Consider the following 18,672-nt stretch of genomic DNA (forward strand, 5'->3'; position numbering starts at 1 on the left):
CGGTTCGCCCCAAAACTGCTACGACTCGTAGCTGATGCGTGACGCATCAGTTCGTCGACTTTGTGCGCTAGACTTCCCCGTCCAGGCGTTAACACTGATGATGACTGCCGCCCAGTTGCGGGCCGCCCGCGCCCTCCTCGGCATCGACCAGAAGACTCTGGCCGAAATGGCCGGCGTGTCCCTGCCCACTATCCAGCGCATGGAAGCCAGCGACGGCAATGTCCGCGGCATCGTCGATACGCTCACCCGCGTCGTCGAAGCGCTGAACGCAGCCGGCGTCGAGCTCATCGGCGACAATGCCCGCAGCGAAACCGGCGGCCGCGGCGTGCGCCTCCGACAACCACAACCCAGGACGAACTAGGCAAATTCCAGGGCGATCGCGGCCCAGCCCACGCATCGCCGCATTGTTCGCGAAAGGGCGAATGATCCGATGGCCAATACCGCCTCCAGCCCCAGTTCCGGCGCCACCGAACCCGCGCCGATCGACCTGTTCACCCCCAAGCTGGTCACGGTCCTGCGCGAAGGTTACCGCCTGCCGGATCTGCGTGCCGATATCCTCGCCGGCCTCACCGTCGCCATCGTCGCCCTGCCGCTGTCCATGGCCATCGCCATTGCCTCGGGCGCTGCGCCCGAGCGCGGCCTCTTCACCGCCGCGATTGGCGGCTTCCTCATCTCCGCGCTCGGCGGCAGCCGCTTCCAGATCGGCGGCCCGGCCGCTGCCTTCACCGTCCTCGTCGCCAGCACCATTGCCCGCCACAGCCTCGACGGGCTGTTCATCGCCACCATCATCGCCGGCCTGATCCTCTTGCTGATGGGCGTGTTGCGGCTCGGCAGCTACATCAAGTTCATCCCCTATCCGGTGACAGTAGGCTTCATTTCCGGCATCGCCGTCATCCTTTTCATCGGCCAGATCCACGATCTGTTCGGCCTCACCCTCATCGGCGAACCGGCCGAGATCGTGCCCAAGCTCGAGGTCCTCGCCGGCGCCATCGGCACCGCCAACCCCGCCGCCATCGGCATCGCCGCGCTCAGCATCGGCGTCATCCTCGGCTTGCGCCACTGGCGCCCGCACTGGCCCGGCATCCTCCTCGCCGTGATCGTCGCCTCTCTCGCCGCTGCCCTCCTCAACCTGCCTGTCGAAACCATCGGCACGCGCTTCGGCGGCATCCCCAGCACCCTGCCTGTCCCCTCGTTACCGCCGCTCTCGCTCGAGAAGATCCAGGCCGTCCTCCCCGACGCCATCTCCTTCGCCCTGCTCGGCGCGATCGAATCCCTGCTCTCCGCCATGGTCGCCGACGGCATGACCGGCCGCCGCCACCGCTCCAACATGGAGCTCGTCGCGCAAGGGATCGCCAATATCGGCTCGGCCCTGTTCGGCGGCATCTGCGCCACCGGCACCGTCGCCCGCACCGCCACCAATGTCCGCTCCGGCGCCCGCAGCCCGCTTTCCGGCATGTTCCACGCCGCCTTCATCGTGCTGTTCATGCTGGTCGCCGCCCCGCTCGCCAGCTACATCCCGCTTGCCGCGCTGGCCGGTGTGCTCGTCATCGTCGCCTGGAACATGGCCGAGCGGCATGCCTTCGCCATTCTCGTCCGCTCCTCGGTCGGCGATGCGATCGTCCTCCTCGCGACCTTCGGCCTCACCGTGTTCCGCGGCCTCACCGAGGGCATTGTCGTCGGCTTCGCGCTCGGCACCCTGCTGTTCATCCACCGCATGGCCGCCTCCGCCAATGTGGAGGTGCACGTACCGCCCATCCCCGAGGACCAGCCCGACGATACCGGTGCCGATCGCCAAGCCTATGATCCGGCCATCGCCACCGACCCGCAGGTCGCCGTCTATCGCATCACCGGCGCCTTTTTCTTCGGCGCAGCCGCCACCGTCGGCAACATCCTCGACCGCATCGCCGACCAGCACCGCGCCTTCGTCATCGACTTCTCGGCCGTGCCCTTCATCGACTCCACCGCCGCCAACACCATCGAAGGCGTTACCCGCAAGGCTGGCCGGCACAATGTCTTGCTCTACATTTCCGGCGCCAACCCGGCTGTCCGCAAGTCGCTGACCTCACACGGCGTCAAGCCGCCCGCCGCCCATTTCGAGCGCAGCATCGACGACGCCATCCGCGCGGCACACAAGGAGATCGCCAGCCGCGACACAACCGAGCGGGCGCCGGCCTAGCCGAGAAACTCCGTCCGCGCCCGCTCGATCACCAGCGAGCGGATCGCCACGTTGCGCGGCTGGCCAAGCACGTAGAGGATCGCCTCCACCACGTCGCGCTCGCCCAGCATCTCATCCTCGCCGCGCACACGGTCCCAGCCGGCATCGAGGGGCGAGACACTCTCGATGATCCCCGGATAGACCGAGGTCACCCGAACTCTGGTGCCGACCAGTTCCTCGGTCAGCGCCTGCACGAAGCCCGTCTGCGCATGCTTGGCCGCCACGAACGGCAGCCGACGTGGTCAACCGCACATAGGGCAGCCCGTTCGTCGATACCACCGTGTGGATGTCCGCCTCCGGCCTAGCCCGGAGCAGCGGCAGCAACCGCCGCGTCAAAGCCATCGTCGCAGTAACGGTCGACCCCACCACCGCCGCGATCCGGCTATCGCTCATCGCCTCGAACGCGCCGCCCGCCCATTGCGAACCGGAATTGACCAGCACATCCAGCTCCGGATGCACCATGGCGATCCGGTCCGCCGCCTCAGTCACCGACTGCAGATCGGCGAGGTCACACACGAAAGCATCCGGCCGCCTGCCCGTCCGCGCCTGGATGGCATCGGCTGTCACGCTCAACCCCCGGTCATTCCGCCCCAGCAAGAGCGGGATCATGCCTCTGTCCGCCGCTACGATGGCGAGCGAAGCGCCTAGTCCGCGTGCCGCCCCGGTAATCGCGATCGTCCTGCCTTCGAGTCCATGGTCTGCTCCGTAAAGAAAAGGCCGGGATCGCTCCCGGCCTCAATTCCCTGCATGGGAAACTATCAACGACGTCAGTTCTTTTCCTCGGCCGGCTTGTCCTCGGCGCTGTCCGCCGCGGCCGCCTTGGCCTTTCGGGTCTTGGGACCCGGGATCGCCTTGGGCCGTGCCGGACGCGGGGGCACCGCGATCAGCTCGAGCTTGGCATCGGGGCCGACGCCAACCACAGCCACCGTCACCGAGCCGCCGTTCTGCAGCTCGCCGAACAGCACCTGGTCGGCCAGCGGCTTCTTGACGTGCTCCTGGATCACCCGGCCCAGCGGCCGCGCACCCATGCGCTCGTCATACCCGCGGATCGCCAGCCACTCGGCCGCTTCCGGGGTCAGCTCAATGGTTACGCCACGCTCGGCCAGCTGGCCCTCGAGCTGCAGCACGAACTTCTCGACCACGCGACGGACGACTGCCGGCGGCAGCGGGCCGAACGAGATGATCGCGTCGAGCCGGTTGCGGAACTCCGGCGTGAACATCCGGTTGATCGCTTCCTCGTCGTCGCCCTGCTCGCGCTTGCGCCCGAAGCCGATGGGGCTCTTCTGCAGCTCCATCGCGCCCACGTTCGAAGTCATGATCAGGATCACGTTGCGGAAGTCGACCGACTTGCCGTTGTGGTCCGTCAGCTTGCCGTGGTCCATCACCTGCAACAGGATGTTGAACAGGTCCGGGTGCGCCTTCTCGATTTCATCGAGCAGCACCACGCAATGCGGATGCTGATCCACGCCATCAGTGAGCAGGCCACCCTGGTCGAACCCGACATAGCCCGGAGGGGCGCCGATCAGGCGGCTAACGGTGTGCCGCTCCATGTACTCCGACATGTCGAAGCGCAGCAGTTCCACACCCAGCGTATCCGCCAGCTGCTTCGCCACCTCCGTCTTGCCCACGCCGGTCGGACCGGTAAACAGGTACGAACCGATCGGCTTTTCCGGCTCGCGCAGGCCGGCCCGGGCCAGCTTGATCGCCGACGCGAGGGCCGTGATCGCTACATCCTGGCCGAACACCACCGTCTTGAGGTTGTTCTCGAGATTGGCGAGGAGCTCGGAATCCGACTTCGACACCGACTTGGGCGGGATGCGGGCCATCGTCGCGATGGTCTGCTCGATATCCGGCACGTCGATGATGGTCTTGCGGTTCTCCGGCGTCAGCAGCATCTGGCTCGCGCCCGTCTCGTCGATCACGTCGATCGCCTTGTCGGGGAGCTTCCTGTCGTTGATGTAGCGGGCGCTCAGCTCCACTGCGGCCTTCAGCGCCTCATCGGTGTACTTGAGCTTGTGGTAGTCCTCGAAATACGGGCGCAGGCCCTTCACGATCTCGATCGCATCCGGAATGGTCGGCTCGGCGACGTCGATCTTCTGGAAGCGCCGAACCAGAGCCCGGTCCTTCTCGAAGAACTGCCGGTACTCCTTGTAGGTGGTCGAGCCGATGCAGCGGATATTGCCCGAAGCCAGGGCCGGCTTCAGCAGGTTCGAAGCATCGAGCGCGCCGCCCGACGTGGCGCCGGCGCCGATCACGGTGTGGATCTCGTCGATGAACAGGATCGCGTCCGGGTGCTTCTCGAGTTCCTTCATCACGGCCTTCAGCCGCTCCTCGAAGTCGCCGCGATAGCGCGTGCCCGCAAGCAGCGAGCCCATGTCGAGCGCGTAGATCACCGATTCACGCAGCACTTCGGGCACGTCGCCCTCGACGATCTTGCGCGCCAGGCCCTCGGCGATGGCGGTCTTGCCCACGCCGGCGTCACCCACATAGATCGGGTTGTTCTTGGAACGGCGGCACAACACCTGGATGGTGCGGCGTAGTTCAGGATCGCGGCCGATCAGCGGGTCGATCTTGCCGGCGCGCGCCTTGTCGTTGAGGTTCACGCAGAAATCGGCCAGCGCCGAGCTCTGCCCGTTCCCCGAGCGCTCGCCTTCCTCGCCCTGGTTGCCGCCATTCGGGCCACCCTCGGAACCGCGGACGCGCCGCTCCTCGCTTGGTCCGGACTTGGTGATGCCATGCGAGATGAAGTTGACCGCGTCGAGCCGCGTCATGTCCTGCTGCTCGAGGAAATAGGCAGCGTGGCTCTCGCGCTCGGCAAAGATCGCGACCAGCACGTTGGCGCCGGTAACTTCTTCCTTACCGGAAGATTGCACGTGGATGACCGCGCGCTGGATCACGCGCTGGAACGCCGCTGTCGGCCGCGCGTCCTGCCCGTTGGGCACAACGAGGCTGTCGAGCTCTTCGTTGATGAAATCCTCGAGGTCGCTCTTCAGCGCCTCGATGTCGACGTCGCAGCCATTGAGCACCGCGATCGTGTCGCGATCGTCGGTCAGGGCCAGCAACAGGTGCTCCAGCGTCGCGAACTCATGCGCCCGCTCGCGGGCCAGGTTCATTGCCTGATGGAGGGCCTTCTCAAGTCCGCGGGAAAAAGAGGGCATATGTCGGTTCCTATTGCTTTTCCATCACGCACTGCAGCGGATGCTGGTTCTTGCGTGCGGCATCCATGACCCTGGTGACCTTGGTCTCGGCCACTTCGAACGGATAGACGCCGCATTCCCCCACGCCATGGTTGTGGACATGGAGCATGATGCGCATGGCGTCTTCGCGGGTCTTGTTGAATACGTCCTGCAGAACCAGGACGACGAATTCCATGGGTGTGTAATCGTCATTGAGCAGCAGCACCCGATAGAGGCTGGGTCGCTTGCTCTTCGTCCTGGGCTTGGTGATGGTCGCTGTATCTTGCTTGCTCGACCCGTTCCCCCGCTTGTCCTGCCCGTCATCCTCCGCATTACGCAGCGGAGTGCCGGAAGTGCCCGCGAACCGGGCGCTTTTGGCGATGTCGGCACGCATGGCTCGGGTCTGGGAAAGATCGGGTCGAAGCAGCATGGTGAGGCCATTATGTAGTCATGGGCGTCCGCTTGTTAAGTGGCCACGTACCTAAACTTTGGCGCAGGTAAGGGTTCCCCGACCCGCCTCACAAATGCGTCGCATTTTACGAAAAGGTAAGGCGCGCCAGCCTATTCTCGCTGGCAACAGGGAGCAGGCACGGGCCGGTTGGGGCGGTCCGGAAAGCTTCTGAAGGCGTTGCGTACGGGCTTTTCGACCCGATTGTTGTTTGGAGTACCGGGTGCTTTCCCAGAAGCATTTTTCCCATTTCGTCGGGCGCGCTTGGCGCATTCTCGCCGCGACCGTGGTCGCCGCCGCCCTTGTCGTCAGCACTGTCGCCACGGCTGAAGCGGCCTCGGTGCCGCGCAAATTTGCTGGCATCGTGGTCGACGCCAAGTCCGGTAAGGTGCTCTACGAGAGCTCGTCCGACGCCGCCCGCTACCCCGCCTCGATCACCAAGGTGATGACCCTCTATGTCCTGTTCCAGGAACTGGAGGCCGGTAACATTACCTTGAAGACCAAGTTCAAGGTCTCGAAATTCGCCGCTTCGGCCGTGCCGACCAAGCTCGGCATCAAGGCCGGCTCGACCATCACCGTCGAGAATGCCATCAAGGCGCTGGTCACCATCTCGGCCAACGACATCGCCCGGGTCATCGGCGAGAACATTTCCGGCTCCGAGAGTGCATTCGCCAAGCGCATGACCGCCACGGCCCACGCCCTCGGCATGACCAGCACCACCTACCGCAATGCCTCGGGCCTGCCCGATAGCGGCCAGGTCACCACCGTGCGCGATCAGGCGATCCTCGGCATTGCCATCTACCAGCACTTCCCCAAGTACTACGAGTACTTCCAGACCAAGAGCTTCAGCTACGGCAAGCGGACCTACGGCAACCATAACCGGCTGCTCGGCAACAACGGTGTCGACGGTATCAAGACCGGCTACATCAATGCCTCGGGCTATAACCTCTTGACCGCAGCGCGTAAGGACGGCCGCCACGTCGTTGTGGTCGGCTTCGGCTTCGACACTGCCGGCAGTCGTGATGCCAAGGTACGTGAACTGGTCAAGACCTATCTCCCCAAGGGTCGCTCCGGCAGCTACGTCCAAACCGCCATGATTCCGCTTCCCGGCCGCAAGGGCGCGACCGTGATGGTCGCCTCGACCGAGCCCGTGCCGGTCATGCCCGCGCCCTACCCGTCCTTCCGCCTGCAGGCCGTCGCCGAAGCCGCCCAGCTTCCCGATGCGGTCGCCGTTGCCGTCGTCGGCGATGTCGCCCCGACGCCGGAGGCACGCCCCGCCGATCTCGGCTTCGAGCCCGCCGTGCAGGCAGCGACCAACCTCGCCGGCCCCGCCACCGCCAGCATGGGTGGCGACGATCGTCCGCTCGATGTGATCGGCGCCTGGCTCAGCGACACCTTCTCGCTGGGCGCCGCCCCGGCCCCGCTCGGCCAGACCGCGCCCTCCGCCCCCTTGCCGCCGGTCGGCATCGGCGAGGAAGGCGAGCCGATCGACCTGATGACCTCCGGCGGCATCGGCGACACCGCTCCCGACATCATCGAGGACCAGACCGCGCCGGCGCCCCTGGCCGTAGCCGAGGCTGCCCCCGCTGCCGGCCCCGTCGCGAGCGGTTGGGTTGTCCAGATCGGCGCAGCTCCGTCCGAAAGCGGGGCCAACTCGCTCATCAGCGACGCCTCGGCCCGTCTCGCCACGCTCGGCGGCTTCCGCCCCTATGTCGAGCGTTTCGAGAAAAACGGCCAGACCTTCTACCGCGCCCGCTTCGGCGGTTTCGGCGGTCGCGAGGACGCGACCGACATCTGCAGTGAACTCAAGAAAGCAAAGATGAGCTGTCTCGCGATGCAGTCCTAGGAGCGCTTTCAGGAAAAGTTGCAGACTTTTCCGGTTCGAAAGCGCGACAGACGAAAAACCGCACCGAAGAAACAGCCTCCCCAGGGAAGCGAGTTTGTGGCCCGTGTTTGGAGTAGCCCAAATGAGCGAAACGTCCAGTCTATCCGAGCTTGCCCGTTTTGTCGGCCGCTCGGCCCTCGCCGCCGACGATCACATTGAGCGCGCCGAAGCCGTCAACGCCATGGTGGCGCGGCTCAACCCGAGCCTCAAGCGCCGCAACGTCTCCGACCTGCTCGGTGTTGTGCTCGCTCTCAGCGCCCGCACCCGCCGCATGCTGATGCCGCATGTCGAGATCGATCTCGACGTGTTCAGCCCCACCGGCAGCCGCGCCGTGCGCGTCATCCTGCCCCGCCGGACCGCAGCCAAAGAGTTCGCCTGACGCGCCTGTCTGGTTTCGAACCCGCCTCACACCACCAGGTCATCCCCGCGAAAGCGGGGATCTCCGTTCCGTCAGGTGCTGAAACAAAGATTCCCGCTTCCGCGGGAATGACTACGAGTCTTGGGTTCGGGGCTAAGGCCTACTCCCCCGCCATATGCTCAAACGCCACCGGCTCGCTGGCGCTCGCCGCCAGCGCCTTCTCCCCCTCGATACGGGCCTTGGCCCGTTCGCTCACCGGCAGCTTCAACGCCTCGACCAGCGCCCGGTATTCCTGCCGCGCGCTCAGATGCGACATCGAGGGCAGTCCGCCCAGCATCTCCTCGTCGAGCGGATCGAACACCGTCATCCCGGTCGGAAATAGCGAGCGGAAGATTACGCGCTCGGCGATCCCGTCCGCCACCCGGCAGCCCAGCCGTATGGCGATCTTCTCGATCGCGCCCTGCACCACGCGCGTCGAGCGCGACGGCAGCATCGAGATACGGTTCCTCACGATCACCCAGTCGATGGTACGTCCGTCGATCGACAACCGCTCGGTCCGCGCCCGCTGCACGAGCCGCGCATAGTGGCTCATCTCGCGCGGGTCGCCCGTCACCGGATCCACATGCGCCATCACGTCGAGGTCGATGATCGAGTCGTTGAGCGGCGTCACCAGCGTATCGGCCAGCGAGTGCGCCAGCCGCGTCAGGTGCGTGTCGAAGCCCGGCGTATCGACGATGAGGAAATCGGCTTCGCCCTCCACCTCGATGATCGCCTGCCGAAACAGGTCGAACTCGACCCGCTGGTTCTCCTTCACCGAGTCCGACTTGGCCAGCGGCAGGTGGTAATGCGTGGCGTGCGGTACCTTCAGGTCATGCGCCTGGGCCCAGTTGCGCCGATTACGCACATACTGCGTCAGCGTCTGCTGACGGCTGTCCACGTCGATCGAGGCGACGCGAAAGCCCTGGTACATGAGGAAGACGGCGAGGTGGAAGGCAGTGGTAGACTTGCCCGACCCGCCCTTCTCGTTGCCCACGACGATGACGTGCGTCCCCGTCCTGCCCATCGGTCTCCCCTGCCCCTCAGGCGCCCCGGCGGCGCCATCCCGGGATTCGGTCGCTACCCAAAAGTATGAAGGGGATCGCTGACCCCATTCAAGCGCTGTTTCACCAGCCCCCGATGACACAGGCGCGACGCGGCATTCCTGCCTCAGATCAGCCCCAGCCGGGCCAGTTCCTCGGCCAGCTCGACCGAACCTTCATCCGCAAACCCGCCCTTGTCGAGATCGGCCGGCGCATCCTTCGGGTCGAGATAGCGCCAACCCTGGAACGGCGATTTCGGCCGCGGCACCGTCCGCACCATGTCGGGCGCCATGATGATGTCGCAGCACTTGAGCCCCTGCTCGTCCACCGCCTCGGCCAGCCTCAGGATCGGCTGGCGACACCGCACCACGCCCGAGATCACCCAGTAGATCGAGCCGATGCCCTCCATTTCGGCGCGCCGCTTCGGCATGGTGCGCGTGCGATGGACATGCACGTCCTCGCCATAGTCGGCCCCCCACCAATGGGCGCGCTCGTTGCGATAGCCCTCGAGCTCCTCCAGCGTCGCGACCCCGACGCAGAGCTTGATCATGTGCATCATGCGTTGCCGGCCGCGCCCCGCTTGGCGAGGATGATGTCGATCTCGTCGTGCTCGACCACCCACGGCTCCTTCACCGCCTCGGCGAACCATTCCTGGAACGCCGGCAGCGCATAGATCGCCTCGACATACTCCATGGCGACATCCGTCACCGGCAACTCGTAGGTGCGGATGCGCGTCGCCACGGGCGCGAACATCGCATCGGCCGCCGTGAACGTGCCGAACAGATACGGCCCGCCCGAGCGCGACAGCAGGTCGCCCCACAGCCGCTCGATGCGCTTGAGGTCATCGGCGACGAGGTCGATATCCACCTTGCCCGGGTGCGAGCCGCGCAGGTTCATCGGCGCCTCGCTGCGCAGCGCCGAAAAGCCGCCATGCATCTCGGCCGCTGCCGCGCGCGCCAACGCCCGTTCGATCCGGTTCGATGGCCAGATCCCCTTGGCCGGGTATTTGTCGTTGAGATACTCGATGATCGCCGTGGTCTCGGGCAGCACCAGCTCGCCGTCAATCAGCACCGGCACCTTTCCGCTCGGCGACTTCTTGCGGATGTTTTCCTTCCAGCCCTCGCCGTTGAGAAGCGCCATCTCCTCATCGAACGGGATGCCGAAATGCTTGAGCACGAGCCAGGCGCGCAGCGACCAGCTCGAGTAGTTGCGGTTCGCAAATATCAGTTTCATGGGAGCCTCAATGCCGAAGGGCGCCGAGTGGCCCGGCGCCCTTCCCAATCTCTTTACTATCGACGACCCTGCTGGGTCCAGTTGCGCCCCGTCCTTAGGCGCCGGCAACGATAGTGAACACAAGTGACATTGCCAGCAGGCAGACCAGTGTCCAGGACACTGTCGGGACTGCAGAACGCCACCACTGGGTCTTTGAAGTACGCATCAAAGCTCCTTCTTGCCGTCTTCGGGTCCTGCCGCAACCACGAGAGTGACGGAATTGCGACAGCAATGATTCGTTAACCCGGATACGACCTTGGTGGAAGTGGCGGGAAAGCCACAGTGGATAGGTCGAGATTAGACCTAAGAAGTATGGCTAGAACAGCCCGAACCATAGCCCGGCAAGCGCCAGAAACGCAAAGAATCCAATGACATCCGTCACTGTCGTGACGAACGTGGACGATGCGATGGCCGGATCGATCTTCATCCGGTTGAGCGCCAGGGGGATCAGAATTCCAGCGCTGCCGGCGGCGACCATGTTCACGATCATGGCCATGCCGATGACCACCCCGAGGCCCGGATTGAGGTAGCGCGCCCACGTGATTCCGCCGATCAGGATCGCAAAGATGCATCCATTGACGAAGCCGCCCGATACCTCGCGCAGGATCAGGCGACGCACCCGGCCCCGGTCCAGGTCACGGGTCGCCAGCGCCCGCACCGTCACCGTCATCGTCTGCGTGCCCGCATTGCCACCCATCGAGGCGACCATCGGCATCAGTGCCGCCAGCGCCACCATCTGCTCGATGGTGGCGTTGAACAGGCTGATCACGAACGAGGCCAGCATCGCCGTAATGAGGTTCACCACCAGCCAGGGTGCACGGCTCCGCACCGTCGACAGCAGGCTGTCCGAAATCTCTTCGTCGCCCACGCCACCGAGCAGCTTGATGTCCTCGGTCGCCTCCTCGTGGATCACGTCGACGATGTCGTCGACCGTGAGCACGCCGACCAGCCGCTTGTTCTCGTCCACCACGCCGATCTCGACGAGGTCGTAGCGCTCGAAGTCGCGCGCTGCTTCCTCCTGATCCTCGGTCGCCTCGACCGTCAGGACGTCGTGGTTCATCAGGTCCTCGATCCGCACCATGCGCTTGGCGCGTAGGAACTTGTCGAGCGGGATCGTCCCCAGCACCCGGTAGCTCGGATCGACGACGTAGAGTTGGAAGAACTCGTCCGGCAGGTCGCTCTCGGCCCGCAGGTAGTCGATCGTCTGGCCTACGGTCCAGAACGGCGGGATCGCGATGAAATCGGTCTGCATCCGCCGGCCGGCGGAATCCTCGGGAAAGTCGAGACTGCGCTTGAGGCTCAGCCGCTCGAAGGCCGGCAAGGCGGCGAGCACCTCCTCGCGGTCGCCGGCGTCCATGTCCTCGAGAATGTAGACGGCATCGTCGCTGTCGAGTGTCGCGACACCGCGCGCCACTTCCTCAGCTGGCAGCTCCTCGATGATCTCGTTTCGGACGGAGTCGTCGACCTGGGTCAGCGCCAGGTAGTCGAACTTGTCGCCCAGCATCTGGACGAGCGCTACACGCTCTTCGGCGTCCAACGCCTCGAGCACGTCGCCGGCGTCAGCCGCGTGCAGCGGCTCCATCATCTCGGCGAGGTCATGCTCCTCGCCCGCCAGTAGGTGGGCACGCAGCTGCTCGATCCAGGCCGGATTCAGCTGCTCTTCCGCGTCGCGAAAGGCGTTCGGGTCGGGCCGGGTTTCCCCGCTTTCCGCGATATCGGCGTCATCGGTCATGGAGGCCCCGGGAGGCTGGCGCTTCGGGTTCAAGGCTGGTGTAGCCAATCGCCTCGATATGCGCCAGACTCCGGATCGGTCCAAGGCGGTTTTTTGCTGGATTGTGAGGGAGATGGCGATGGCGGCGCGCGAAACCGAAATCGGCCGGATGCTCCGCCTCTGCGCCGAGCGCCAGCTGCCCGAAGTCACCCAGTCGACCAGCTACGGCGCGCCCTCGCTCAAGGTGAAGACGAAGAATTTCGCCTCGGTCCGCGGCCCCAGCGAAATGGTGCTGCATTGCCCGCTCGAGCAGAAAGACCTGCTCATGGAAATGGCACCCGACATCTACTGGCAGACCGACCATTTCAAGGGCTGGCCCGGCCTGCTCGTCCGCATGGACATCATCACCGACGAGGAGCTCGGCCTCCGCCTAGAAGACGCCTGGCGTTTTCGCGCACCCAAGCGCCTGCAACAGACGTTCGCGGATAGGAAGGGGTGACAGGCGTACCGACGGGCACGCTCCCCTCCCCCTTGGGGGGAGGGGTTGGGGGTGGGGGTCCATCTTTGATCGCTGCACCACCCCCACCCTCGTTCCCTCCCCGCAAGGGGGAGGGAGGCCCGACTGTCTACGTCCGGGTGGTGATGGCACCCTACGGCGTCAAATCCCGCGGCGGCTCCAGCCCATTGATCAGCGACGCCGTCGTCACGGTATTCGCCAACAGGCACACGATGGTCATCGGCCCCACCCCGCCCGGCACCGGCGTGATCGCGCCCGCCACCTCGGCGGCCGCGGCATAGTCCACGTCCCCCAGCAGCCGTGTCTTGCCCTCGCCGCGCTCCGGCGCCGGAATGCGGTTGATGCCCACATCGATCACCGTGGCGCCGGGCTTGATCCAGTCGCCCTTGATCATCTGCGGCCGACCAACCGCCGCCACGACGATATCGGCCTGACGCACCACGTCGGGCAGGTTCTTGGTCTTCGAATGCGCCACCGTCACCGTGCAGTTCTCGCGCAGCAGCAGCTGCGCCATCGGCTTGCCCACGAGGTTCGAGCGCCCCACGATCACTGCGTTCAGCCCCTCGAGCGAGCCCAGCGTATCGCGCAGCAGCATCAGGCAGCCGAGCGGCGTGCAGCTCACGGGCCCCGGCAGCCCGATCTGGAGCTTCCCCACACTGGCCGGCGTAAAGCAGTCGACATCCTTGTCCGGCGAGATCGTCGCGATGATCTTGTTGGGGTCGATCTGCTTGGGCACCGGCAGCTGCACCAGGATGCCGTGGATCGCCGGATCGGCGTTCAGCTTCTCGACCAGCGCCAGCACCTCGGCTTCCGGCGTATCCTCGGGCAGCTCGTACTTTTCCGAGTGCATGCCGACCTCGACGGTCTGCTTGGCCTTCTGCGAGACGTAGATCTCGCTGCCCGGATCGTGCCCGACGATCACCACCGCGAGGCCCGGCGTGATGCCGTGCTCGGCTTTCAGCCGCGCGACATGGCCAGCAATGCGGCCGCGCAGCCCCTCGGCATAGCTCTTTCCGTCGATGATCTTTGCAGTCATTGGCAGCCTCCGTGTGGCGCCGCCGATATGGCCCAAGTCAGGCCGAACCGCAACCTCAGTACGGCGCCTTGACCGCGATCCCCTCACGCTCCAGCGCCTCGCGCACCGCCCGCGCGATCGCCACCGCCTCGGCCGTATCGCCATGGATGCAGAGCGATGTCGCCGAAGTCTCGATCACCGTCCCGTCGATGGCCACCAGCTCGCCGGCCTGCGCCAGCCGCACCGCCCGCTCTGCAATCTCGCCCGGATCGTGCAGCACCGCCCCTGGCGCCGCGCGCGGCACGAGCAGTCCGTCGGGCAGATAGGCCCGGTCGGCGTAGGCCTCGCGCACCACGCGAAAACCCAGCGTTTCCGCCACCTCCACCTGCGCGCTGTTGTCGATGGCGAGCACCGCCATGTCGTCCACCAGCCCCGTCACCGCCGCAAAGCACAGCGCCGCTACCGCCGGCTCCTCGGCCGCCATGTTGGCCAGCGCCCCGTGCAGCTTGAGATAGCGCACCGGCACGCCCTCCTCCTCGGCGATCTCCACCAGCCGCTTCACCTGCGCCCGCACCGTTTCGTCGAGCTCATTGGGCGGCAGCATCAGGCGCTTCCGCCCAAAATTCTCCCGATCGGCAAAGCCCGGATGCGCCCCCACCGCCACGCCCCGCGCCGCCGCGGCCCGTAGCGCCGCGCGCATGGTCTCATCGTCCCCCGCATGCCCGCCGCAGGCAATCGAGGCCGACGACACGATCTCGAGCAACGCCTCGTCCCCCGGCATGCCCTCGCCTAGATCGGCATTGAGATCGAGCACGTTCATTTCAGCATCCTCGCATGGGCAATCGTCACCGGCTCGAACCGTACCTCCGCGCCCGGCCGCAGCTGCGCGAACCGGTCGAGATCGGCCGAGACAATCGTCGCGATCCGCGGATAACCCCCGGTTGGTTGGTGGTCCCGCATCAACACGATCGGCGTCCCATCACCAAGAATCTGCACATCTCCCGGCACCACCGCATCCGACACCAGCGACAGGATCCGCTGCCCCGCGAACACGCCAGCCTTGTCGCCCAGCCGCACGCCCATCCGGTCCAGCTGCGGCGTCACTACAAAACCCTCCGACACGAAACGCTGCCGCACCCCGCCATCGAACACATTGGCATGAATGCCCCACACCACCCGGATCGGCCCATCCACGACCGCTGTCGTCCGCGGATGCGGTGCCATCGCCCGCACCAGTGCCGGCCCGAAGCCCAGCACATCACCTGCCGCCAGCGCCCGCCCGTGAAAGCCACCGAGGCCGGCAATCGAACTCATTGCCCGGCTTCCCATCACCGCCGGTACATCGACCTCGCCATCGAACCGCAGGTAACCGTAATTCCCCCGCGCCCCAGGCGTCACCTCGACCACCATGCCCGCCTTCAGCACCGCCCGCCCCGGCCATGACTTCTCTGTGCCGTCGATCCGCATGGCGAACGTCCCGCCGTCCCACGCCATCCCCAGCGGCCCGTCTTCGACGACGAAGCTCAGCCCCGCCCTGGTGAACTCGATCCCCGTCGCTGCGGCATTGCCGAGCCAGCCTCCTGCCCGCTCGAACGCCGCTCGATCCATCGGTCCTGACGCGCTTATACCATCGCGCAGGAAACCCGGCCGCCCGGCATCCTGCAGCGTCACCAGCGGCCCGGCCCGAACGATGCGCAGCGCACTCACCGGGCCACCTCGAACCGCACGCTGTCGCCCGCCCGCACGTGCGTCGGCGGCGTCGCGGCAGCATCGAAATTGCGAAACTCGGTCCGCCCGATCACATGCCACCCGGTCGGGATTGGCGTCGAGGTGATCGCCGTCTGCCCCGCTGCGAACAGCACCGTCCCCGCCGGCACCTGCCGCCGCACCACCGCGCGCCGCGCCACCACCAGCGCCGCCCCATGCATCCCGCAATAGAGGAACCCCGGCGCAAACCCCGTCGCCAGCACCCGCAGCACCCGCGCATTATGCGCCGCCACGAACGCCTCGGTGCTCAATCCCACCAACGCCGCCACCTCTTCGAGATCGGCCCCGTCGAATGTCACCGCCACCCGATGCTCGGCCCCCGGCGACACGGCGCCCTCGCCCGGCCCGAGCAGCCGCACCTCACCCGCCAGCCGTTCGAAATCCGTGACGTCCGGATCAAAACGCAGCAGCACCGAAACGAGATTCGGCACCACCTCCACCACTCCGGCAATCGCCGCCGCTTCCACCCGCCCGGCAAAGCCGATGGCCGCCGCGTTGGTCGCATCATCCAGCCGCTCGCCGAAGCGCACGAGCAGCGCCCGGTCGCCCAGCGGCATGATCAGTGGCGATCTCTGAGAGGGATAAACGGCAGACATGTGCCTCCCCTAGCACGCGCGCTTGCGGGCTGTCCCGCCGCGCGCTACAGCGCCCCCATGTCCATCCCCGGCTCCAGCGTCATCGTCGAAGGCCATGCCATCATCTCGGTCGACGGCATGATCGCCGCAACCGACGGCACCATGCCCCCGGCGCTGCGCAGCGAGGCCGATTGGCGCCTGTTCCAGGCCGCGCTCGATGCCTCGGTGCTCGTCGTCCTCGGCCGCCTGGGCCACGCCAACCACAAGAATCCCGGCCGCCGTCGTCTCGTCCTCACCCGCTCGATCCCCGATCTCGCCCCCGACCCGACCGACCCGCTGGCGACGCTGTGGAACCCCGCCGGCCTCGACATCGCCGCCGCGCTCACTCGCCTCGGCATCACTGAAGGCACGGTCGCCATCACCGGCGGCACCGGTGCCTTCGACCTGTTCCTGCCGCACTACGACCGCTTCATCCTCTCCGAAGTCCGCGGCCTGACGCTCCCTGGCGGCATCCCCTGCTTCAGCAAGGACCACCCCCGCTTCGTCCTTCCCGGTGCCGGCCTCGAAGCCCGCGACATGGCAACGATCGATCCCGGCGTCGTCCAGACCACCTGGGTGCGCGCAACTGGACAGCCGCGAGCCTAGAAGCTAAAGCGAGCGCCACGGGCAGGTGGCAGAGCGGTTGATTGCTCCGGTCTTGAAAACCGGCGAACGTGCAAGCGTTCCGGGGGTTCGAATCCCTCCCTGCCCGCCATCACCTCACGGCAATAGCAGCGTCGACCCCGTCGTCTCGCGTGCCTCCAGCGCCCGATGCGCCTTTTCGGCCTCCACCAGCGGGAAGGTCTGGTCGATGGCGATCTTCACCTTGCCCAGCGCGATCACGTTGAACAGCGCCTCCGCCCCGATGCGGATATCCTCGGCCGTACGCAGGTACCCGCCGGTGGTCGGGCGGGTCAGGAACAGCGAGCCCTTTTCGGCGAGGATCGTCAGCTTGGGAATCGACACCGGTCCCGACGCGTTGCCGAAGCTGACCATCAGCCCACGCACCTTGAGGCAGTCGAGCGAAGGCTCGAAGGTCGCCGCACCCACGCCGTCATAGACCACGTCCACGCCCTTGCCGCCGGTGAACTGCTTCACCTTCTCGACGAAGTTCTCGCTCTTGTAGTTGATCACGAGGTCGGCGCCGTTCTTGCGCGCGATCTCGCATTTCTCGTCGGACCCGGCCGTAGCGACCACCGTGGCGCCGATCGCCTTGGCCCACTGTGTCAGGATCTGTCCCGTGCCACCCGCGGCGGCGTGGATGAGGATCGTCTCGCCCGCCTTGAGCTGATGCGTCAGGTGCAGCAGATAGTACGCCGTCAGCCCCTTGAGGATGGCCGCCGCGGCCACCTCGTAGCTGATGCCGTCGGGAATGCGGACCGGCCGGTCGGCCGGCAGCAGCCGTTCGTCGGCATAGGCGCCCACCGCGCCCTGGTAGGCGATCCGGTCGCCCACCTTGAACGCCGTGACATCGGGCCCAACGGCGATCACATCGCCCGCTCCCTCATTGCCGGCGACGAACGGCAATTGCAGCTTGTAGAGCCCGCTGCGCTGGTAGGTATCGATGAAATTGAGCCCGATGGCCCGGCTCCTGATCTTGATCTGCCCGGGCCCGGGCGCACCGACCTCGATATCCTCGAGCGTCAGCTTCTCGGGGCCACCCAGTTCATGAACGACGATTGCGCGACTCATTGGCTTACTTCCTCGGTGCGGACTTGGGACGCGATTGGGCGCGCGAAGTCGTGGTCGAACGCGCCTTGGCCCGGGGCTTTGCCGCGGGGGCGCCAGCCGCGGCCGCGGGAGCCGGCGGCGGCTCGTGCGACAGCTCCGCGATCACCGCGGTTGCTGTCTTTGCCACGGGGCTGCGCCGGTTGCGACGCTCCTTGGCGATGATGTTGATCGCCTCGACCAGCACCGAAAAGCCCATGGCCGAGTAGATGTAGCCCTTCGGAATATGGAACCCCAAGCCGTCGGCCACCAGCGAGGTGCCGATCAGCAGCAGGAAGGCCAGCGCCAGCATCTTGGTGGTCGGATGCTTGGCGACGAAATCCGCCACGGGGCCGGAAGCCACGAACATCACGCCGACGGCGACGATCACCGCGGCGATCATCACCTCGACATGGTCGGCCATGCCGACCGCGGTGACGATCGAATCCACCGAGAACACCAGGTCGATGATGATGATCTGCGAGATGATGGCCGCAAACGCCATCGATGCCTGCTTCTTCAGGTCGTCGGCATGCTCATGCGGCTCTTCGAGCTCGGCATGCATCTCGTGGGTCGCCTTGTAGACGAGGAAGGCGCCGCCCAGGATCAGGATCAGGTCCTTCCACGAAGGCGCGAAGCCGAGGATGTCGAAGGCCGGCTGCGTCAGCCCGATGATCCAGCTGATCACCAGCAGCAGCAGGATACGGAAGATCAGCGCCAGTGCCAGGCCGAGCTTGCGGGCACGATCGGCCTGCTCCTTGGGCAACCGCGAGACCAGCACTGAGATGAAGACGATGTTGTCGATACCCAGAACGATTTCCATCGCCGTAAGGGTCAGGAAGGCGGCCCACACATTGGGGTCGGCGAGTAGTTCCAGCATATCGGCTCCCATTCAGCTGCTGAGTGGC

At 66.0% G+C, this 18,672-nt stretch carries 19 protein-coding genes, 1 tRNA gene and 1 pseudogene; 7 read left to right on the top strand and 14 right to left on the bottom strand.

Going from position 1 to position 18,672, the window contains the following annotated elements; all coding sequences use genetic code 11:
- Positions 1 to 97 precede the first annotated feature (97 nt).
- Positions 98 to 361, top strand: a complete 264-nt coding sequence (locus AC3A6I_RS10575) for a helix-turn-helix domain-containing protein (RefSeq protein ID WP_487543651.1) — start codon at positions 98 to 100, stop codon at positions 359 to 361.
- A 69-nt stretch (positions 362 to 430) separates the two neighbouring features.
- A complete protein-coding gene (locus tag AC3A6I_RS10580; protein ID WP_487543652.1) occupies positions 431 to 2,176 on the top strand; it encodes a SulP family inorganic anion transporter in 1,746 nt (581 codons plus the stop codon).
- On the opposite strand, the gene AC3A6I_RS10585 is transcribed toward AC3A6I_RS10580, so the two are convergent.
- The 4 genes and pseudogenes from AC3A6I_RS10585 to clpS all read right to left on the bottom strand — a co-directional run bounded on the left by AC3A6I_RS10585 (position 2,173) and on the right by clpS (position 5,731).
- Positions 2,173 to 2,439, bottom strand: a complete 267-nt coding sequence (locus AC3A6I_RS10585; protein WP_487543653.1) for a hypothetical protein — start codon at positions 2,437 to 2,439, stop codon at positions 2,173 to 2,175. The two genes, AC3A6I_RS10580 and AC3A6I_RS10585, sit on opposite strands and share 4 nt — an antisense overlap.
- A gap of 43 nt (positions 2,440 to 2,482) precedes the next feature.
- A pseudogene (locus AC3A6I_RS10590) lies at positions 2,483 to 2,890 on the bottom strand (SDR family NAD(P)-dependent oxidoreductase); the annotation flags it as partial.
- Between the two features lie 92 nt (positions 2,891 to 2,982).
- Positions 2,983 to 5,373, bottom strand: coding sequence for an ATP-dependent Clp protease ATP-binding subunit ClpA (clpA, locus tag AC3A6I_RS10595; protein WP_487543654.1), 2,391 nt, complete (start codon positions 5,371 to 5,373; stop codon positions 2,983 to 2,985).
- Between the two features lie 10 nt (positions 5,374 to 5,383).
- A complete protein-coding gene (clpS, locus tag AC3A6I_RS10600) occupies positions 5,384 to 5,731 on the bottom strand; it encodes an ATP-dependent Clp protease adapter ClpS (protein WP_487545014.1) in 348 nt (115 codons plus the stop codon).
- 331 nt (positions 5,732 to 6,062) lie between these two features.
- Here clpS and AC3A6I_RS10605 point away from each other — a divergent pair, with 331 nt between their 5' ends.
- Both AC3A6I_RS10605 and AC3A6I_RS10610 read left to right on the top strand, forming a co-directional pair.
- On the top strand, positions 6,063 to 7,685 hold the full coding sequence (locus tag AC3A6I_RS10605) for a D-alanyl-D-alanine carboxypeptidase (protein ID WP_487543655.1): 1,623 nt from the start codon (positions 6,063 to 6,065) through the stop codon (positions 7,683 to 7,685).
- A 121-nt stretch (positions 7,686 to 7,806) separates the two neighbouring features.
- Positions 7,807 to 8,103, top strand: coding sequence for a hypothetical protein (locus AC3A6I_RS10610; protein WP_487543656.1), 297 nt, complete (start codon positions 7,807 to 7,809; stop codon positions 8,101 to 8,103).
- 139 nt (positions 8,104 to 8,242) lie between these two features.
- Here AC3A6I_RS10610 and AC3A6I_RS10615 read toward each other — a convergent pair whose 3' ends face one another.
- The 4 genes from AC3A6I_RS10615 to mgtE all read right to left on the bottom strand — a co-directional run bounded on the left by AC3A6I_RS10615 (position 8,243) and on the right by mgtE (position 12,165).
- Positions 8,243 to 9,145, bottom strand: a complete 903-nt coding sequence (locus AC3A6I_RS10615) for a division plane positioning ATPase MipZ (RefSeq protein ID WP_487543657.1) — start codon at positions 9,143 to 9,145, stop codon at positions 8,243 to 8,245.
- A 143-nt stretch (positions 9,146 to 9,288) separates the two neighbouring features.
- Positions 9,289 to 9,720, bottom strand: coding sequence for a DUF1489 family protein (locus tag AC3A6I_RS10620; RefSeq protein WP_487543659.1), 432 nt, complete (start codon positions 9,718 to 9,720; stop codon positions 9,289 to 9,291).
- Positions 9,717 to 10,394, bottom strand: coding sequence for a glutathione S-transferase family protein (locus AC3A6I_RS10625; RefSeq protein WP_487543660.1), 678 nt, complete (start codon positions 10,392 to 10,394; stop codon positions 9,717 to 9,719). The genes AC3A6I_RS10620 and AC3A6I_RS10625 overlap by 4 nt, the downstream gene beginning before the upstream one ends.
- 355 nt (positions 10,395 to 10,749) lie before the next feature.
- Entirely contained in the window at positions 10,750 to 12,165 is a 1,416-nt protein-coding gene (gene mgtE / locus AC3A6I_RS10630) for a magnesium transporter (protein WP_487543661.1), read from the bottom strand.
- 118 nt (positions 12,166 to 12,283) lie between these two features.
- Here mgtE and AC3A6I_RS10635 point away from each other — a divergent pair, with 118 nt between their 5' ends.
- Positions 12,284 to 12,643: an MmcQ/YjbR family DNA-binding protein gene (locus AC3A6I_RS10635; RefSeq protein ID WP_487543662.1), complete on the top strand. Its 360-nt coding sequence runs from the start codon at positions 12,284 to 12,286 to the stop codon at positions 12,641 to 12,643.
- Between the two features lie 151 nt (positions 12,644 to 12,794).
- Here AC3A6I_RS10635 and AC3A6I_RS10640 read toward each other — a convergent pair whose 3' ends face one another.
- Genes AC3A6I_RS10640 through AC3A6I_RS10655 form a run of 4 tightly spaced genes read right to left on the bottom strand, consistent with a single transcriptional unit; the run spans position 12,795 to position 16,039 of the window.
- Positions 12,795 to 13,697: a bifunctional methylenetetrahydrofolate dehydrogenase/methenyltetrahydrofolate cyclohydrolase gene (locus AC3A6I_RS10640; RefSeq protein WP_487543663.1), complete on the bottom strand. Its 903-nt coding sequence runs from the start codon at positions 13,695 to 13,697 to the stop codon at positions 12,795 to 12,797.
- 55 nt (positions 13,698 to 13,752) lie between these two features.
- Positions 13,753 to 14,496 (bottom strand): LamB/YcsF family protein, encoded by a 744-nt coding sequence (locus tag AC3A6I_RS10645; protein WP_487543664.1) that lies wholly within the window; start codon positions 14,494 to 14,496, stop codon positions 13,753 to 13,755.
- Positions 14,493 to 15,383 carry a 5-oxoprolinase subunit C family protein gene (locus tag AC3A6I_RS10650; RefSeq protein WP_487543665.1) on the bottom strand — a complete coding sequence of 297 codons (891 nt, stop codon included), beginning with the start codon at positions 15,381 to 15,383 and terminating at the stop codon, positions 14,493 to 14,495. Before AC3A6I_RS10650 ends, AC3A6I_RS10645 begins: the two co-directional genes overlap by 4 nt.
- On the bottom strand, positions 15,380 to 16,039 hold the full coding sequence (locus AC3A6I_RS10655; RefSeq protein WP_487543666.1) for a 5-oxoprolinase subunit B family protein: 660 nt from the start codon (positions 16,037 to 16,039) through the stop codon (positions 15,380 to 15,382). Before AC3A6I_RS10655 ends, AC3A6I_RS10650 begins: the two co-directional genes overlap by 4 nt.
- Positions 16,040 to 16,096: 57 nt before the next feature.
- Between AC3A6I_RS10655 and AC3A6I_RS10660 the strand changes: the two genes are divergently transcribed.
- A complete protein-coding gene (locus AC3A6I_RS10660; protein WP_487543667.1) occupies positions 16,097 to 16,663 on the top strand; it encodes a dihydrofolate reductase family protein in 567 nt (188 codons plus the stop codon).
- 19 nt (positions 16,664 to 16,682) lie between these two features.
- Positions 16,683 to 16,772: transfer RNA gene (locus tag AC3A6I_RS10665), tRNA-Ser, on the top strand.
- Positions 16,773 to 16,777: 5 nt separating this feature from the next.
- On the opposite strand, the gene AC3A6I_RS10670 is transcribed toward AC3A6I_RS10665, so the two are convergent.
- Complete coding sequence (locus AC3A6I_RS10670) at positions 16,778 to 17,749, bottom strand: quinone oxidoreductase family protein (protein WP_487543668.1); 972 nt, start codon at positions 17,747 to 17,749, stop codon at positions 16,778 to 16,780.
- Positions 17,750 to 17,753: 4 nt separating this feature from the next.
- On the bottom strand, positions 17,754 to 18,644 hold the full coding sequence (locus AC3A6I_RS10675; RefSeq protein WP_487543669.1) for a TerC family protein: 891 nt from the start codon (positions 18,642 to 18,644) through the stop codon (positions 17,754 to 17,756).
- Between the last annotated feature and the right edge of the window lie 28 nt (positions 18,645 to 18,672).

Source organism: Devosia sp. Soil_C_22, assembly GCF_057657195.1.

Excerpts from the sequence above, each read along its gene's own strand:
- AC3A6I_RS10625 (WP_487543660.1), bottom strand. The coding sequence starts at position 10,394 with ATGAAACTGATATTTGCGAACCGCAACTACTCGAGCTGGTCGCTGCGC.
- AC3A6I_RS10610 (WP_487543656.1), top strand. The coding sequence starts at position 7,807 with ATGAGCGAAACGTCCAGTCTATCCGAGCTTGCCCGTTTTGTCGGCCGC.
- AC3A6I_RS10635 (WP_487543662.1), top strand. The coding sequence starts at position 12,284 with ATGGCGGCGCGCGAAACCGAAATCGGCCGGATGCTCCGCCTCTGCGCC.
- AC3A6I_RS10660 (WP_487543667.1), top strand. The coding sequence starts at position 16,097 with ATGTCCATCCCCGGCTCCAGCGTCATCGTCGAAGGCCATGCCATCATC.
- AC3A6I_RS10670 (WP_487543668.1), bottom strand. The coding sequence starts at position 17,749 with ATGAGTCGCGCAATCGTCGTTCATGAACTGGGTGGCCCCGAGAAGCTG.
- AC3A6I_RS10615 (WP_487543657.1), bottom strand. The coding sequence starts at position 9,145 with ATGGGCAGGACGGGGACGCACGTCATCGTCGTGGGCAACGAGAAGGGC.
- AC3A6I_RS10655 (WP_487543666.1), bottom strand. The coding sequence starts at position 16,039 with ATGTCTGCCGTTTATCCCTCTCAGAGATCGCCACTGATCATGCCGCTG.
- AC3A6I_RS10575 (WP_487543651.1), top strand. The coding sequence starts at position 98 with ATGATGACTGCCGCCCAGTTGCGGGCCGCCCGCGCCCTCCTCGGCATC.
- AC3A6I_RS10640 (WP_487543663.1), bottom strand. The coding sequence starts at position 13,697 with ATGACTGCAAAGATCATCGACGGAAAGAGCTATGCCGAGGGGCTGCGC.
- AC3A6I_RS10580 (WP_487543652.1), top strand. The coding sequence starts at position 431 with ATGGCCAATACCGCCTCCAGCCCCAGTTCCGGCGCCACCGAACCCGCG.
- AC3A6I_RS10645 (WP_487543664.1), bottom strand. The coding sequence starts at position 14,496 with ATGAACGTGCTCGATCTCAATGCCGATCTAGGCGAGGGCATGCCGGGG.
- mgtE (WP_487543661.1), bottom strand. The coding sequence starts at position 12,165 with ATGACCGATGACGCCGATATCGCGGAAAGCGGGGAAACCCGGCCCGAC.
- AC3A6I_RS10675 (WP_487543669.1), bottom strand. The coding sequence starts at position 18,644 with ATGCTGGAACTACTCGCCGACCCCAATGTGTGGGCCGCCTTCCTGACC.
- AC3A6I_RS10620 (WP_487543659.1), bottom strand. The coding sequence starts at position 9,720 with ATGATGCACATGATCAAGCTCTGCGTCGGGGTCGCGACGCTGGAGGAG.
- clpA (WP_487543654.1), bottom strand. The coding sequence starts at position 5,373 with ATGCCCTCTTTTTCCCGCGGACTTGAGAAGGCCCTCCATCAGGCAATG.